Annotated in this window: 11 protein-coding genes; 7 read left to right on the top strand and 4 right to left on the bottom strand. The window is 39.5% G+C overall.

What is annotated here, in order from left to right; genetic code table 11:
• Positions 1-79 precede the first annotated feature (79 nt).
• The 3 genes from FNH22_RS12335 (at position 80) to FNH22_RS12325 (ending at position 2331) form a co-directional block, all read left to right on the top strand.
• A complete protein-coding gene (locus FNH22_RS12335; protein WP_143398692.1) occupies positions 80-1141 on the top strand; it encodes a sensor histidine kinase in 1062 nt (353 codons plus the stop codon).
• Positions 1142-1148: 7 nt separating this feature from the next.
• The gene (locus FNH22_RS12330) at positions 1149-1862 is read left to right on the top strand and encodes a LytTR family DNA-binding domain-containing protein (RefSeq protein WP_143398691.1); all 714 of its coding nucleotides are present in this window, start codon (positions 1149-1151) and stop codon (positions 1860-1862) included.
• Positions 1863-2079: 217 nt separating this feature from the next.
• Positions 2080-2331, top strand: coding sequence for a hypothetical protein (locus tag FNH22_RS12325; RefSeq protein ID WP_143398690.1), 252 nt, complete (start codon positions 2080-2082; stop codon positions 2329-2331).
• On the opposite strand, the gene mfd is transcribed toward FNH22_RS12325, so the two are convergent.
• Positions 2320-5685: a transcription-repair coupling factor gene (gene mfd / locus FNH22_RS12320; protein WP_143398689.1), complete on the bottom strand. Its 3366-nt coding sequence runs from the start codon at positions 5683-5685 to the stop codon at positions 2320-2322. The two genes, FNH22_RS12325 and mfd, sit on opposite strands and share 12 nt — an antisense overlap.
• 145 nt (positions 5686-5830) lie before the next feature.
• Between mfd and FNH22_RS12315 the strand changes: the two genes are divergently transcribed.
• Positions 5831-8605: a phosphoenolpyruvate carboxylase gene (locus FNH22_RS12315; RefSeq protein WP_143398688.1), complete on the top strand. Its 2775-nt coding sequence runs from the start codon at positions 5831-5833 to the stop codon at positions 8603-8605.
• Positions 8606-8948: 343 nt separating this feature from the next.
• Here the strand turns inward: FNH22_RS12315 and FNH22_RS12310 are convergent, their stop codons facing one another.
• The 3 genes from FNH22_RS12310 to FNH22_RS12295 form a co-directional block, all read right to left on the bottom strand.
• The gene (locus FNH22_RS12310; protein ID WP_143398687.1) at positions 8949-9179 is read right to left on the bottom strand and encodes a helix-turn-helix domain-containing protein; all 231 of its coding nucleotides are present in this window, start codon (positions 9177-9179) and stop codon (positions 8949-8951) included.
• Between the two features lie 644 nt (positions 9180-9823).
• Positions 9824-11011, bottom strand: a complete 1188-nt coding sequence (locus FNH22_RS12300; protein ID WP_143398685.1) for a class I SAM-dependent methyltransferase — start codon at positions 11009-11011, stop codon at positions 9824-9826.
• A complete protein-coding gene (locus FNH22_RS12295) occupies positions 11008-12000 on the bottom strand; it encodes an aspartate-semialdehyde dehydrogenase (protein ID WP_143398684.1) in 993 nt (330 codons plus the stop codon). The genes FNH22_RS12300 and FNH22_RS12295 overlap by 4 nt, the downstream gene beginning before the upstream one ends.
• A 63-nt stretch (positions 12001-12063) precedes the next feature.
• Here FNH22_RS12295 and FNH22_RS12290 point away from each other — a divergent pair, with 63 nt between their 5' ends.
• The 3 genes from FNH22_RS12290 (at position 12064) to FNH22_RS12285 (ending at position 15749) form a co-directional block, all read left to right on the top strand.
• On the top strand, positions 12064-14727 hold the full coding sequence (locus FNH22_RS12290) for a lamin tail domain-containing protein (protein WP_143398683.1): 2664 nt from the start codon (positions 12064-12066) through the stop codon (positions 14725-14727).
• 210 nt (positions 14728-14937) lie between these two features.
• A complete protein-coding gene (locus FNH22_RS32005) occupies positions 14938-15102 on the top strand; it encodes a hypothetical protein (RefSeq protein WP_185154201.1) in 165 nt (54 codons plus the stop codon).
• 260 nt (positions 15103-15362) lie between these two features.
• The gene (locus FNH22_RS12285) at positions 15363-15749 is read left to right on the top strand and encodes a TraR/DksA C4-type zinc finger protein (protein ID WP_143398682.1); all 387 of its coding nucleotides are present in this window, start codon (positions 15363-15365) and stop codon (positions 15747-15749) included.
• The last annotated feature ends 1 nt before the right edge of the window (position 15750 follow it).

The following is a 15750-nucleotide window of genomic DNA, read 5'->3' as shown; positions in this document are numbered from 1 at the left end:
ATATGCCGTCATTCACCGTCACTTTTTTTTATTGTGATAATCCATTTATCATTAGTATAGATTTGAGATTTAATCTGCTATGATCGACATAGAGAAATTCAACAAGGAAAAGATGTATTGGATATTCCAGGCAATAGGCTGGATGTTATTCTATGCATTATTTTCAGTAATACTGTTGTATTTTGTTGGTTTTCATTGGAATATCCTGTATAGCTACGGTACCACTACCGTTGTAGGCTTCATGTTGTCTCATCTTTTCAGGCAATATGTTATTAAGCGTAATAATTGGGCTAAATTCGGCATATTCAGACTAGCCCTATTGGTGGCTCTTTCTTCGGTCATTATTGGTTTTATCTGGTCCCTGATCATTATACCTATTTCGCATGTCTGCTTTCCAATAGATATCAAAGAGGAACCTGAAATGCACTGGTTACTGGAGGTGATCCTGACTTCTGTAAACCTGTCCATTACCATTTTAGGCTGGCAATTGATCTATTTTCTATTTCAGTTGTTTTTTAATTTCCGTCAAAGCGAGGTGGAAAAGTGGAAACTGGAAGCTGCTGTAAAAGATGCTGAACTTATCGCTCTTAAATCTCAGATCAATCCTCACTTTATTTTTAACAGCTTGAATAACATTCGCTCCCTCGTTATTGAAAATCCGGAAAAAGCCAGAGATATGATCACACATCTTTCCGGACTATTACGCTACTCTGTCCAGTTTAATAATAAAGAAAAGGTAAGCCTGGAATATGAGTTGGAAATTGTTCAGAACTATTTGAACCTGGAATCAATTCAATTAGAAGACCGGCTTCAATATAAACTAGAGATAAAGCCTGAAACGCTGGAGATGAAAATACCACCTATGGCAGTGCAACTTTTAGTGGAAAATGCGATTAAACATGGTATAGCCAACTTGCCTAACGGTGGTCAAATAAATATAAAGTCCTACCTTAAGGACAATGCTATGTCAGTAGAGGTGATCAATACCGGGCAGTTGAAGGAAAGCTCTACCAGTACAGGCATTGGATTAAAAAACGCTTCGGATAGATTGAAATTATTGTTTGGAAAATTATCTGATCTCAAAATTGAAAACATGGATGGGCAGCACGTTTTGGCAAGATTTACTGTACCTGTAAATTAAAAATATTATGAAGGCACTTGTAGTGGATGATTCCCGACTGGCACGCAGCGAATTGAAAAGATTATTAAAGGAGTTTGATCATGTAGCGGTAATAGGTGAAGCTGCTAACGCGATGGAAGCAAAAGAAAAAATTGAAAATGATAAACCGGACCTGGTTTTTCTCGATATACAAATGCCAGGTAAGAACGGCTTTGAATTATTGGAAGAACTAGAATTCATCCCGGACATTATATTTACTACAGCATATAATGAGTATGCCATTAAGGCTTTTGAATACAATGCACTGGATTATTTACAAAAACCCATTCAAAAAGATCGTCTTGCCGGTGCTATAAATAAGGTAGCTGAGAAAAAAGAGAAGTCAGAGTTATCACTGGAAGATAGAATGACAGAAAATGATCAGGTATTCGTTAAAGATGGTGAAAAATGCTGGTTTGTGCGACTGTCCAACGTACGACTTTTTGAAGTGGATGGTAATTATACCAAACTCTATTTCGAAGAAGAAAAGCCAATGATCCCGAGAACGTTGAACTACCTTGAATCAAGATTAGATCCAAAAACTTTTTTCCGTGCTAACCGACAGCAAATGATCAACCTTCGCTGGGTAGACAGGATAGAACCCTGGTTCAGTGGCAGCATTAAAATATATATGAAAGGGGGGCATGAGGTAGATGTATCGAGAAGACAGACCCAACGTTTTAAAGACCTCATGAGTTTCTAGTGCGTCCTATTTTGGGATACTAAAACCTTAAGACACAGAACACTCGATGAACTGTCTTTAAAATCGATTAGAAGCTTGGAATCAGTCCCAAAATGGGACTGATCATCTCTTTTTGACCTTCACCCCTTTTCATAAACCTCATAAACAGCTCATTTTGACGGTTTTAGTCGCTGGCACAATGTTTAACAGTTGAATGGTGTAATAGACCTGTAACACCATGATTTCTTTAGACGATTTTCAGATTTTATCTTTCAATAAAAAGTGTGATTTTATTACTGTTTTTGCAGATTATCTTTTGTACAGGGTAGAGGAAGAAAAGAAATATTATCTGTATTCTATGAAAGATTATTTTGTAGAAGTATGTTATCTACCGAGTGAGGGGCGAGTTTTGGGGATCAATGCATTTCACACTGTTGAGGAGCTGGAAGATTATTATGATTTTATTGATATTACAGATTTAAGTCTGTAAAATTTCTTGTGGCACCATGTCAGTCAATATCTGTTTGGCCTGGTCCACATTCATAACATCATCTATCGTTAATATCAGGCGCGTTTTATGTTCTCTTAATTTACAATTTCTGGGATGGGACTGGACATAGGTCAGAATATTTCCGAACGTTTCAGATTTAAAGAACGCCTCTTTATCAGACGATACAAAGTAACCTTTTAGTTTCTCTCCTTTTAAGCTCAGCTTTTCAAACCCAAGTTTTTCAGCCAACCACCGAAGCCTTACTGTTTCTATTAGTTCAATGACCGTATCGGGTAGCTGACCAAACCTGTCTGTTAAAGAATCGCGGAATTTTTCAAGCTCTTCTTCAGATTTAATACTATCTAACCGGGCATAAAGGCTTAAGCGCTCCGAAATATTACTGACGTAGCTTTCTGGAATAATCAACTCCAGGTCTGTTTCTATTGTGCAGTCTTCTACAAGTATTTTGGTGGTTTCGCTCAGCTCTTTTTCAAAGAGATCACGAAATTCTGTCTGTTTTAACTCCTGAACTGCCTCATCCAGTATTTGATGATAGGTGTCAAACCCAAGGTCCGAAATGAAACCACTTTGTTCTGCGCCCAACAAGTTGCCAGCGCCGCGAATATCAAGATCACGCATAGCTACCTTGAAACCGTCGCCCAGATCGGAAAATTCTTCCAGTGTACTTAATCTTTTGCGTGCGTCGGAAGAAAGTCCTGCTGTAGGAGGTGAGAGCAGAAAGCAAAATGCCTTTTTATTAGACCTTCCCACTCTTCCGCGCATTTGATGCAGATCGGAAAGTCCGAACATATGGGCTTGATTAATAATAATAGTATTGGCATTAGGTATGTCAAGGCCTGATTCAATAATATTGGTAGAAACTAATACATCGTACTCACCTTCAATAAATTTGATCATGGCCTTTTCCAATATTGCACCATCCATCTGGCCATGTGCAATACCTATACGTGCGTCTGGTACCAGTCTGAGTATGATATTGGCTACTTCATCAATATCGCCTATTCGGTTGTGAACAAAAAATACCTGGCCACCCCGCCGTAATTCAAAGCTAATGGCATCGCGGATTACATTTTCTCCAAAAGCATGTAGCTCGGTAGTAACGGGCTGACGGTTTGGTGGTGGGGTTGAAATAATGCTTAAATCCCTGGCCCCCATGAGTGAGAAATGAAGGGTTCTGGGTATGGGAGTTGCCGTCAAAGTAACTGCATCTACATCTACTCTCATTTCTTTTAACTTCTCCTTTACTTTTACCCCAAACTTTTGTTCTTCGTCTATTACCATCAGGCCGAGGTCCTTAAACTTTACATCTTTACTCACTATGCGATGCGTACCTATCAAGATATTGGTTTCACCACTTTCTACTCTTTTTAAAGTCTCTTTAATTTCTCGAGTACTTTTGAAACGATTAATGTATTCCACTTTTACCGGGAAACGACTCAACCTCTCTGCAAAGGTGCGGTGATGCTGCATAGCTAATATCGTAGTAGGTACTAATACGGCTACCTGTTTATTATCAGCAACGGCTTTAAAAGCTGCCCTAATCGCTACCTCGGTCTTTCCAAAGCCTACATCGCCACATACCAATCGGTCCATAGGATGTCCCTCTTGCATATCTTCTTTAACGTCCGCTGTTGCCTTTGCCTGGTCCGGAGTGTCCTCATAAATAAAAGATGATTCTAATTCAGCCTGGAGAAAACTATCGGGTGAAAAAGAATAGCCCTGTGTTTTCTTGCGTTTGGCATATAGACTAATAAGATCTTTAGCTATATCGGCTACCTGCTTTTTAGCCTTTTTCTTTTTATTTTCCCATTCCGGCGAGCCTAGTTTGCTTATAGCTGGTGGAGTGCCTTCTTTGCCTGTGTACTTTGAGATTTTATGCAAGGCATGGATACTTACATACAGAAGATCATCGTCACGATAGATCAGCCGGATAGACTCCTGTTCTTTTCCATTTACCTCTTGTTTTTCCAAACCGGCGAACTTACCAATACCATAGTCAATATGGGTGACAAAATCACCCGGTTGTAATGTTCGCAGTTCTTTTAATGTAAGTGCTTTTGATTTGGAATGTTTGTTTTTGGTTTTGTATCGGTGAAAGCGTTCAAAGATCTGATGATCTGTATAACAGGCAATTTTAAGGGTTTGATCTACAAATCCTTGCCTTAGGCTTACGGGTAGGTCCTGAAATTCTACCCTCGGGTCTATTTCCTCAAAAATATTTCTTAGTCGTTCAAGCTGTCGTTGTGATTCAGCTGCAATAAGTGTGGTGAACTCCTTCTCAAGGTTTTCCCGAAGATTTTGAGCAACCAGGTCGAAATTTTTATTGAAAGAGGGCTGTGGTTGTGAGGTCAGTTCAAAACTTTTGCCGTCCAGGTAGAAACGATTACCAAATTCAATTTTTACGAGAGCACTTGTTTGTTGTGAAAAAGAACCCGATTCTTCAAAGAGATCATTGGGTTTTAGTACAATCTGTGAATTGCCGCTTTCTTTTAAAATAGCGCCGAAACTTTGTGTGGCTTTGTCGAAACAAGCATCAATAACATCCAGTGTCTGTTGATGATCCTTAAACCATATTTTCGTATTGTTCGGCAGAAAATCCAGAAAACCCTGTCTTTCTTCATGGATCAACTTGGTCTGGATGTTGGGAATAAGGTTAACCTCCTTCATTACTTCTGCGGAGAGCTGCGTACTGGGGTCAAATGTGCGAATGCTCTCAATTTCATCACCGAACAGTTCTATTCGGTATGGCAGGTCATGTGCAAAAGAAAATACATCAATAATACCACCTCTCACAGCAAACTGACCTGCTTCGTAAACAAAATCCGTTTTTTCGAAATCATAAGAAGCCAGTATTTCAGTTAGAAATTCCACGTCCACTTTTTCACCGATTTTGGCTGTGAAAGTATGGTTAGACAATGATTTCTTATTGACTACCTTTTCAGTAAGCGCTTCCGGATAGGTGACAATCAGTTCGCCACTTGATGATTTATGATTAATGCGGTTCAAAATTTCCGCCCGCATGAGTACATTGGCGTTTTCGGTTTCTTCAAATTCGTAGGGGCGTTTATATGAAGTAGGAAAAAACAGCACTTCCTTTGCCGACAATAGGTTTTGAAGATCATTATGAAAATAAGCTGCCTCCTCCTTATCGTGTAGAACAATAAGCTGGTTTTGATGATTGATCTGATATACTGCCGCTATGATAATGGCATCCAGACTTCCGGAGAGATTCTTTACCTGTATGGACTTGCCCTCGTTTGTCTTGGTTTCCTCAGCTATCGTCCGGATAAAGCTGTCGGATTTATATAGTTTAAGTAGCTCCGTTGTATTCACAAGGCTGCAAAGTTAGAAAATATCAATAGCAATGGACTGATGCAATCGTTTGAACTCATCTTTTTATTTTATGCTAATACAATCATCTTGTTTATTCTTTGTTATTTGGTTTGTTTTATGCCCTGCAAAATAGAGATCGACTAAAATGAAGAATACAATTAACCCATTAAATGAAATAAAGTCCAGGCTGGGCAAGCCCTATCAGGATTTAGATTTTTTGCTAGAGGCTTTAAAAGAGGTACTTAGTGAAAATGGAGAAGACCTCATGGCCAGTCAAATTCCCTGGGTCAATGATCTACCTCCACGAGATCCTCAGAAGTTCACATTAAAACACATACAGCTTTATAGTATTGTTTTCCAACTGGTGAATATAGTAGAAGTGAACGGCGCCGTTCAGCAACGAAGACAAAAAGAAAGCGAAGGTACACTTGCTGGTGTTCGCGGATTATGGGCAGATAACTTCAAAGAGTTAAAAGAGCAAGGAGTTCCGGATTCCGAAATCAGCAAGTGGTTGAGACATATTCGTGTAGAACCGGTTTTAACGGCACACCCTACAGAGGCCAAGCGTGCCACGGTACTGGAGCATCACCGTGAGTTGTACTTGCTGATGGTGCAACGTGAAAATGGTATGTACACGGAAAATGAACTGAAAAAAATTCGCCTCAGCATAAAACTTTCCTTGTATCGCTTGTGGAAAACGGGTGAGATTTTTGTTGAAAAACCGGATATCGAATCTGAGTTACGTAATGTAGTCCATTACCTTACCAATGTTTTTCCTGACGTACTTGAAGTGTTGGATGGTAGAATGCTTCAGGCATTAGAAGAGGAGGGTTATTCTACCCAGAGGATAAAGGACGAATGTGCTTTTCCCAGAATTACTTTTGGTAACTGGGTAGGCGGTGATCGGGACGGACATCCGTTGGTGACTGCGGAAGTCACCGCAGAAGCGCTGGGTTTGTTAAGATTAAATGCACTGGTAGTTATACGCAGAAGACTCACCTCCCTGGTAAAAAACTTGAGTTTTGCTATTCATCGACATGAAACCAGCAAGGCATTTCAATCTCGAATAAGCGAAATAGAAAGTGAGCTTGGTGAAAAAGGTGAATTGGCCATATACCGAAATAAAGGTGAAGCCTTTCGTCAATTTGTCAACCTTATGATCACAAAAATGCCGCTGGATACGGCCCGTGGACATGCTACTCAAGTACAGGAGTTTGAAGGGTGTTACATGCAAAAAGATGAATTGGTTGATGACCTGAAACTTTTGAAAGAGGAGCTTGGGAGTTATGGTGCGCTGATCATTGCACATAATGATTTGAATTCGGCGATACGTTGCGTAGATATTTTTGGATTTCATCTGGCTGCACTGGACATTCGTCAAAATAGCGAATTTCACGATAATGCTATTACTGAACTGATGATTGCGTCAGGATACAGCGGAGAAAAATACATAGACTGGGATGAGGCGCGGCGTCAGGACTTTTTGAACCAGGAGTTGCTTTCCAACCGGCCCTTTTCACATGCAAATATGCAGCTGGGGAGTTATGCAGCGGCTGTAGTAGATGTTTATCGCGTGGTAGAAAAACATATTTCCAAGTATGGTCTGGCTGGCATAGGCTCGTTTATAGTCAGTATGACCCGGTCATTATCTGATCTTTTAGGAGTATATGTGCTGGCGCGTGAAACAGGTTTGACATTAAATACTGACGAGGGTATTGTCTGTACGGTACCAGTAGTGCCATTATTGGAAACCATTGAAGACCTGGAAGCCGGACCAGAGATATTAGAAGCGTTTCTTTCACATCCATTTACCAAGAGAAGCCTGGAATACCTCAGAGAAAAAACCAACGCTGATGTTCTCGTACAACAGGTAATGGTAGGTTATAGCGATAGCAACAAAGATGGCGGGATATTGGCCAGCCAATGGAATTTGTATAAGGCCCAGGCAAAACTTTGGGAAGTAGGAGAAAAACATAATGTAAATATTCGTTTTTTTCATGGTAAGGGAGGTAGCATCAGTCGTGGAGCTGGGCCTACTCACTATTTTGTTGGCGCTTTGCCTCATTCTACTATCAACGGAGATCTGCGTTTGACAGAACAGGGAGAAACGATTGAACAGAAGTATGCAAATAAGGTGAACGCTGCTTACAACCTGGAATTATTGACCGCCAGCGTTACAGCGAGAACTATATTAGGCAAGAATACAACCAGGACGGAATATCCGTTAACCGCTACGATGAACTACCTGGCGGCTGAAAGTAAAAAAGTGTATTCAGGGCTGCTACATGAAGAAGGGTTCATAACCTTTTTCAGAGAAGCCACACCCATTGACGCCATTGAAATGAGTAAGATCGGGTCCAGGCCTTCCAGAAGGAAAGGAGCTAATTCACTTTCAGACCTTCGGGCAATACCATGGGTGTTTTCATGGAGTCAATCCAGGTTTAATATGACCAGCTGGTATGGCCTGGGTACTACTTTAAGTAGATTCAAAAATGATGATGCTGATGGCTATACGAAACTCAAAACACTGGTAAAGACAGATCCTTTTATACGCTATGTTTTGACCAATGTTGATACCAGTCTTGCTTCCACGGATGAAGAGATTATGAAATTATACGCATCTCTTGTAAGAGATGAAAATATACGTGATAAGTTCTTGAACCTCTTTCTCTCAGAATTAGAAAAAACACGTGTTGTATTAATGGATATTCTAGGCAAAGACATAGAAGAAAGGCGTCCGCAACACTTTTTTTCTAATGAGCTGAGAGCATCTATTATGAATGATCTTCATGCCAAACAAGTAGCCTTATTGAAGCAATGGCGAAATGAAAAAACGCAAGGCAAAGACGACGAACAAACTTTAATTGCCCTACTCACCACGATTAATGCCATAGCAGGAGCCATGAGAAATACTGGTTGATAATCAACATCTTACGACTATTATAGTATACCCGGCAGTTTAAAAACCTGCCGGGTATACTATCGATTATGCGTATGGATAAAATGTGTGGCGTCCATTTAGAAAAAAAGTCCCACAATTTTCGTTGTATAATAAAGGTTATCGTTTTTTCAGTACAGGCCATTTGGTAAAAAGGTGCAAATTTGTTTTTTCACCCAAATCTCTCCTTTTCACCGTCTTAATGGGCTTCCAATAATTAACGAATTGATCTTATACCCCTTCAGAAAAAGAGGTCACTATGCAAACCTGTTTTTCAGATCTTAACGAATACCTCCCTCCACCCACAATAGTTACGTTGTTATACCTATAAAGTACTAAAAAGTTCTGATAAAGTAATTTCAAGCGCCACACAGATTTTGTAGATGGTCCTTAACGTTGGATTGGTTTTACCTTGTTCAATCCGGACGTAATTTCCTGAATCAATAAAGCACCTTCTACTCATTTCAATCGTACTGATCTTTTTCTCTTTTCGTAACTCGCGTACCCTCTTGCCAAAGTCCATATTCAACTTAGAATAGTCTTCTGAATTGTTCATATTCTAATATAAGTTTAGATTGTCAATTTTTGTTTAAATGCTAACTGTTTTATAACACAGCGGATAAGTCAATATTCTTATTAATTTTACAGCTCGATCTGTATTAATTATCTCTTTATCAGTGTATTATGTTGTCCATAGCAGGCCCAAATGTTTTTGAAGAAAAAAGAATAAATATGGCCATTATAAAGGCCTTAATTCGTGTGAAAGTACTAAAACGAATTGGAAATAACTCAGAACAAATTGAAGCTTATCATGATTTTATTCTGGCAAGCCTTTGATGCAATTGATGTTACCACATTGATATTCATGACTTTGTATCACGGATTAAGAAATTCCTGAATTTGATCAGGACGACTACAGACCGTAAGGTCGGGCTGTGCTTAAATCACATTTATCTTTATCTTAGCGTAAGAGATATCTCGCTGAAAACCAACTTCACATGAGCCAGATACTATGCAGGTTCTTTCGAATTTGAGTGCAGCGATTGCACTTGTAAGTTTTGTGTTTATGTCTTTGGGCCTGTATAAACCATGGATAATGCTCTGGTGGGAAGATATTCAAAACAGGCGAAAGATCATCAAGGTATATGGTACCTCTACTTTAGTTTTCTTGTGTATTCACTTATTCCTGAGAACGTTTTTCTAATGTTCGACTTTCTTAGTAAGAATAATCTTTTTTGCATCCTTCCTATCGGTTACTGCAAAAAGGTATGTATTTCCGCCATCTTTCAGTTTCAGTTTTTTCTTAATTTGTTCAGGCGTGTATGGAAAATTACGAACGGATACATTTGCCCTTCCATCTGGTAGTGCGGACCGGAGGCCTTTTTTATTTGCAGATAGCACTTCTTTAATTTCGAACTTTCTTCCCGGGAATGTTGACATCCATTTCGTTGACGTATAGAGATGTGTATTTGGATGTAATTTGCGCAGGTCGAATTTTTTAGCTACAGACTTAAAAGCACCTGCCTTCATAATAGCAGCATTAGGTTCGTAAAGGTAGTTCGCCACATTTCCAAGTGGGCAGTCCAATACTTGCTCCTCCTCTCTTAAGAAAGAAAACTCCTGCTTTGTTCCGTCTGAGAGATAGTTGGTAGTATATATCCTATGTTCTTTCAATTCAGGATCAATAAGATAGAGAACTTCTTTGCAGTCGTTATTGACAGAGACTACTTCTATTCTGGCCTTATGTTTAAGGTCTGTCAAAGCCTGATGAATATCCAACAATGGAGATGTTTTAATTAATACCTTACGGGCTTTACTTAGTAGTAAGTCTATTAAAGTGACTACATTAGGTTCACAATCTTCTAAGCGAAAAACTTTTTGTTTATTTTGGTCCCTTCTCGCCGGATCCAGGTAAATGCTATCCACTTTGTCAGTGAGAGTTGTTATGAATGCTATGGCATCATCGATGTGGTGTGTAATGTTCGCCTGAAGCAAGCCATGATTATGTTTTGCCAGACTGCCAAGCCATGCGTCACGCTCGATATACTGTGTGGCACGAAATTTTTTTGACAGGTAATAGGTATCTACACCGGCGCCTCCTGTTAAATCAATAAGTGTTTCTCCTGAAATTAACCCCTGCTTATGGATAGCAGCTTTTTCTGAAGAACATTGTTCCAACGAAATTTTAGGAGGGTAAAGAATACCCTCCTGATTATACCATGCAGGTAACTTTGTTCTGGCTCTTTGCAAACCTGCTATTTGATCCAGAACTAATCTGATATCCACATTACCAACACACTCTTTTTTCAATGCCAGTGATGCTATATCATCGTGTTCATGTAAACGCACATAGCTTTGTACGTCTGCCTGAAGCAAACCTTCTATCAATAGACCAGGTTGTTGGCAGTTAAGAACTCTGCTATTTGTATGGCATTAGTAGCAGCTCCCTTTCTTAAGTTATCTGCTACTATCCACATATTCAATGCATTCACCTGAGATTCATCTCTTCTTAGCCTTCCTACAAAAACTTCATCTTTTTGATGTGCATTCAATGGCATAGGGTATACATTATTGGTCACATCATCTTCTACCACTATTCCCGGGGCATTATTCAATAGTTCCCGTACTTCTGTCAGGTCAAAATCCCGATGAAATTCTACATTAACGGATTCCGAATGACCTCCCATGACCGGTAGTCTGACAGCGGTCGCAGTGATGGCAATGGTATCGTCACCTAAAATTTTACGGGTTTCATTCACCATTTTCATCTCCTCTTTCGTGTAGCCGTTGTCCATGAACACGTCAATATGAGGGAGTACGTTCAAATCGATAGGATGCGGGTAGACCCTATCAGCTTTTTCACCTTTTCTTTCCTGATTGAGCTGGTTAACCGCTGCTTTACCGGTGCCTGTTACAGATTGATAAGTTGAAATGACTAATCGTTTGATCTTATACTTTTTATGTAGCGGGGCCAGAGCCATAACCATTTGTATTGTAGAACAGTTAGGATTAGCTATGATCCTGTCGTCAATCCGGAGGTCTTCGGCATTAATTTCGGGTACGATCAGTTTGTGATCAGGATGCATGCGCCAGGCGGATGAGTTATCCACAACAATACATCCTATTTCTGCAAACTTTGGTGCCCATTCTAATGAAGTAGATCCTCCTGCCGAAAAAATAGCTATATCAGGCTTCTTGGAAATCGCATCCTCCATACCAATCACGGTATATTCCTGTTTATTGAATGAGATCTTTTTACCTATCGACCTTGCAGAGGCCACTGGCATTAATGTGTCAAATTCAAAATTTCTTTCTTCGAGGATTTTTAGGATTTCCTGGCCTACAAGACCGGTAGCTCCTACTACAGCTAGTTTCATTTTACATTAAGTTTAAACTAAGAATATTTAATAGTTTTGATATATAAGCCAAAATTAACATAATTGGAATTTACAGTCACCACTCGCACAAGAATATTCACTAAATGGCAGTATCAATGCTACCTTTTTTTTGCAATTACATTGGTTATCTGCACCTCGCTGCAAGCACAAGTCCAGGATGATTTTGCAGATAATGACTTCTTAACCAACCCTGTTTGGACAAGTTCTGATCACTCAGGCACCGGTGTGGACTTTCGCGTAAAAAATGGAATGTTAAATAGTGCAGGCCCTGTTGCCAACGCCTCATTGTGGATAACTACTTCCGGAGTTGGGACATATGTCCTGGGTCAAACAACCTGGCAGTTTTCATGCAGGTACTCTGCCGCACCGAGTAATTCGAATAATATGCGTGTGTACCTGGTTAGTAATCATGCAAACCCAAACCTGGCAGAGGAAGGTTATTATATTCAGCTAGGTGAATCAGGAAGTGGAGATGGGGTAGACCTTTTTAAAGTAGGTGCATCTGACCCTATTATTGAAGATCCGGGTAATACCGTGGCGGATAGTATTAATTTAACCCTGAAAGTTGTTCGGGAGAATGATGGTTCCTGGTTACTGTATGCAAATGAGTCCGAAGGTGCTTCGTTTCGATTAATCGGGAAAGGCTTTGACGATGCTCCGGCAGCGGGGGATTATTTTGGATTACAGGTTAACCATACCAGTACAAGACGCAACAACTTTTTTTTCGACGATCTATCCGTTACAATTATGGATAACCTACCTCCTGCGATTTTGGGAGTTGAAGCTCTTAATGTGAATAAGATCATTGTTCGTTTCTCAGAGCCTCTTTCTTTAGCTTCAATAAATGTAGATAATTTTAATATCAACAATGACACTGCCCGTCCATTCAAAGTAGGATTTAAGGATGAACGTCAGACTGTACTTCAGTTAGAATTTGCTGATTCTTTCCGTTCAGGGATACCGCAAACCTTAACAGTTTCTAATATCTCAGATCACCTGGGTAACACTTCCGACTTCCAGAACATCGATTTCATTTATTACTTAGATGTAACCTGGCAATGGAGAGACGTCAGGATGACTGAAATTATGCCCAATCCCGGTTCATTGAATATTTTCCCGGAAGCTGAGTATATTGAGATCTTTAATAGCAGTACTAACGTGATAAGTCTTGCAGGCTGGAGTGTTCGGGATCTTTCCAGGTTGTCATACCTAAAAGACGATTTTATTTTTCCGGGTGAATATATGATTCTTTGCGATGAATCTCAGGCCACAAATTTTGCTAAAATTGGTAAAACGCAAGGTATTAATCGCTTTCCCTCTCTCAATAATGCAGAAGATATCATTGTTATTAAAGATGATGAAGGGGTCACTATTGATTCAATTCATTATAGTGAAGCATGGTATCGCAGTGTGTTAAAACGAGATGGTGGATGGTCTTTGGAGGTGATAGATCCTTTTAATATATGCGAAGAAGAACAAAACTGGACAGCTTCCGAAAATGACAATGGAGGCACTCCTGGTGCTAGAAACAGTGTATTTGCAGAAAAACCAGATCTATTTGGACCTGAAATTAAGGAAGTTCTGGCGTTTCATCCGGATTCGATTTTGGTAGTTATGGATGAGATATTGGACGTATCTTCAGTGTTAACCGCGACATATACAACACAACCAAATCTTGCAATTAGTGAAGTATTAGTCCAAGAGAATTTAAAGGAGCTGATACTACTACCACAAAATGCATTAAGTAGTGGCGTATCTTACAATATTACCATCAACGGGCTACGCGACTGCCCTGGTAACATCATTGATCCTATGCCTTTTCGGTTTGCGCTGTTAGATACTGCGAAGGTTGGGGATATTGTGTTGAATGAACTTTTGTTTAATCCGAGAATCGGCGGTGTTGATTTTGTAGAGGTGTATAACACTTCTCAAAAATATGTTGATCTTAAGGGTTGGAGTATGGGTAATTTCGAATACGATAGCCTGGGTTTACCAATGGCCGTTAACCTCAAAAGTCTAGGTTCATCAAACAATAGTATTGCTCCACATTCTTTTACAGTTTTTACTACGGATCAGGCTAATCTTGCTGTACAATATCTTCTGCCGGAACCTGGAAACATTATTCAGGTAGCAGGACTTCCCTCTTTTCCGGACGATAAGGGCTCTGTGGCTATTATCGACGCCTCTGGCACTTTACATGATCACTTTGAATACCAGGAAGATTTTCATTTTGAGCTCCTGGATAATCACGAAGGTGTCTCATTGGAAAGAGTAACACCCGTTCGACCCACTAATTTATCTTCTAACTGGAAGTCTGCTGCATCTACCGTGGGATATGCCACGCCTGGTTATCAGAATTCTCAAAGTCGTGACAACCCGGTGCTGGCATCAGGAAATGTTGCGATCAATCCAAAAGTAATTATACCTGACGGGTCCGGCCGGAATGAATTTGCTACAATCACTTACCAGTTTGATGCACCTGGCTACGTGGCCAATGTACGTATTTTTGACCTTCATGGACGTGAAATTTTTGTGCTTGCTCAAAATGATTTACTATCCTCTTCAGGGACATATACCTGGGAAGGTGTAAATGCAAAAGGCGTTAAGGTAAGAACAGGCTACTATATAGTATTTTTTGAAGTATTTAATAATCAGGGTGATGTACGTACATTCAAGGAAAAATTGGTAGTAGGTGCCAGGTTTTGAACTTATATTTAGTCTATATCAAAATTACCGGGATCAACCTCTGACCCACTGATGATCAACGAATAAATTCTGATAGACTTAGTTTTCAACTGTAGTTTATATAAAAGCGCTCTAAATAGAAACTTCCTGACATTACTTGAAATCGTCCAACGAATCCAAACGATTATCATCTTTTTTTGTTAAATTGATATTACGTTAAGTGCTATAAAAATGAAATGTTTAATTGATAAGTCTGTGGCCTACTCATTGAGAAAAGGTAAAAAAGCTGAAGTTATTCGCCGATACATTCGAATGAAATATCGTATTAATATGGATTTAGGAACCATTAAGGAACGAATAAAGCAAATGACCAACAACCAGTTAGAGCTTACCTGAAATGCTTAACAGTACTTGTCAAAATAGTAATTCCCCAGTGTTCGGATCTTTTTGATGTCCTACTTGCTCTAAACAGGATAATTAGTCCCTTGCTTTGACTTATTCCAACGCTATTACCTTATCATTCTACTTTTAGCTTTACGTTTATCGAATTTTTTTTCACATTTTTGCATCTTTTAAATTCGGTATCTACCGGCAATAGGTCTTTTGAAGGACCTCTTGATTGAATATTTTGTGGGACTTCATTTAAAACATTACATATGAGTAACGAAGAGAAGAACAGGTACACTGACGAGGAGCTTAAAGAGTTTGAAGAATTAATAAATGAAAAGCTTGAAAAAGCCAAGGGTGAGCTGAAGATCTTAAAAGGATCTTTAAATAAAAGTAACGATGAAGGTACTGACGCTACTTCGGGTAATACCAAAGTATTAGAGGACGGTGCAGATACGGCAGAAAAGGAAAACTTAAGTCAACTGGCAGCGCGTCAGCAGAAGTTTATTATAAATCTCGAAAATGCCCTGATAAGGATAAAAAATGGTACTTATGGCATCTGCTCCGTATCGGGAAAACTTATCTCTAAAGAAAGATTGAGAGCAGTACCTCATACCACACAATCAATAGCAGCTAAACTAAGCCAACAGAGTTAAG

Origin of the sequence: Fulvivirga sp. M361, assembly GCF_007097395.1 — a bacterium.
In the GTDB taxonomy this organism is placed as follows: Bacteria; Bacteroidota; Bacteroidia; order Cytophagales; family Cyclobacteriaceae; genus Fulvivirga.
Note: the sequence above shows the minus strand (reverse complement) of the source record. Positions and strands in the feature narration are given on the sequence as shown.

What these genes read in the sequence shown, in the direction of transcription:
- FNH22_RS12325 (WP_143398690.1), top strand. Translation starts at nt 2,080, where the DNA reads ATGATTTCTTTAGACGATTTTCAGATTTTATCTTTCAATAAAAAGTGT.
- FNH22_RS12335 (WP_143398692.1), top strand. Translation starts at nt 80, where the DNA reads ATGATCGACATAGAGAAATTCAACAAGGAAAAGATGTATTGGATATTC.
- FNH22_RS12315 (WP_143398688.1), top strand. Translation starts at nt 5,831, where the DNA reads ATGAAGAATACAATTAACCCATTAAATGAAATAAAGTCCAGGCTGGGC.
- FNH22_RS12285 (WP_143398682.1), top strand. Translation starts at nt 15,363, where the DNA reads ATGAGTAACGAAGAGAAGAACAGGTACACTGACGAGGAGCTTAAAGAG.
- FNH22_RS12310 (WP_143398687.1), bottom strand. Translation starts at nt 9,179, where the DNA reads ATGAACAATTCAGAAGACTATTCTAAGTTGAATATGGACTTTGGCAAG.
- FNH22_RS32005 (WP_185154201.1), top strand. Translation starts at nt 14,938, where the DNA reads ATGAAATGTTTAATTGATAAGTCTGTGGCCTACTCATTGAGAAAAGGT.
- FNH22_RS12330 (WP_143398691.1), top strand. Translation starts at nt 1,149, where the DNA reads ATGAAGGCACTTGTAGTGGATGATTCCCGACTGGCACGCAGCGAATTG.
- FNH22_RS12295 (WP_143398684.1), bottom strand. Translation starts at nt 12,000, where the DNA reads ATGAAACTAGCTGTAGTAGGAGCTACCGGTCTTGTAGGCCAGGAAATC.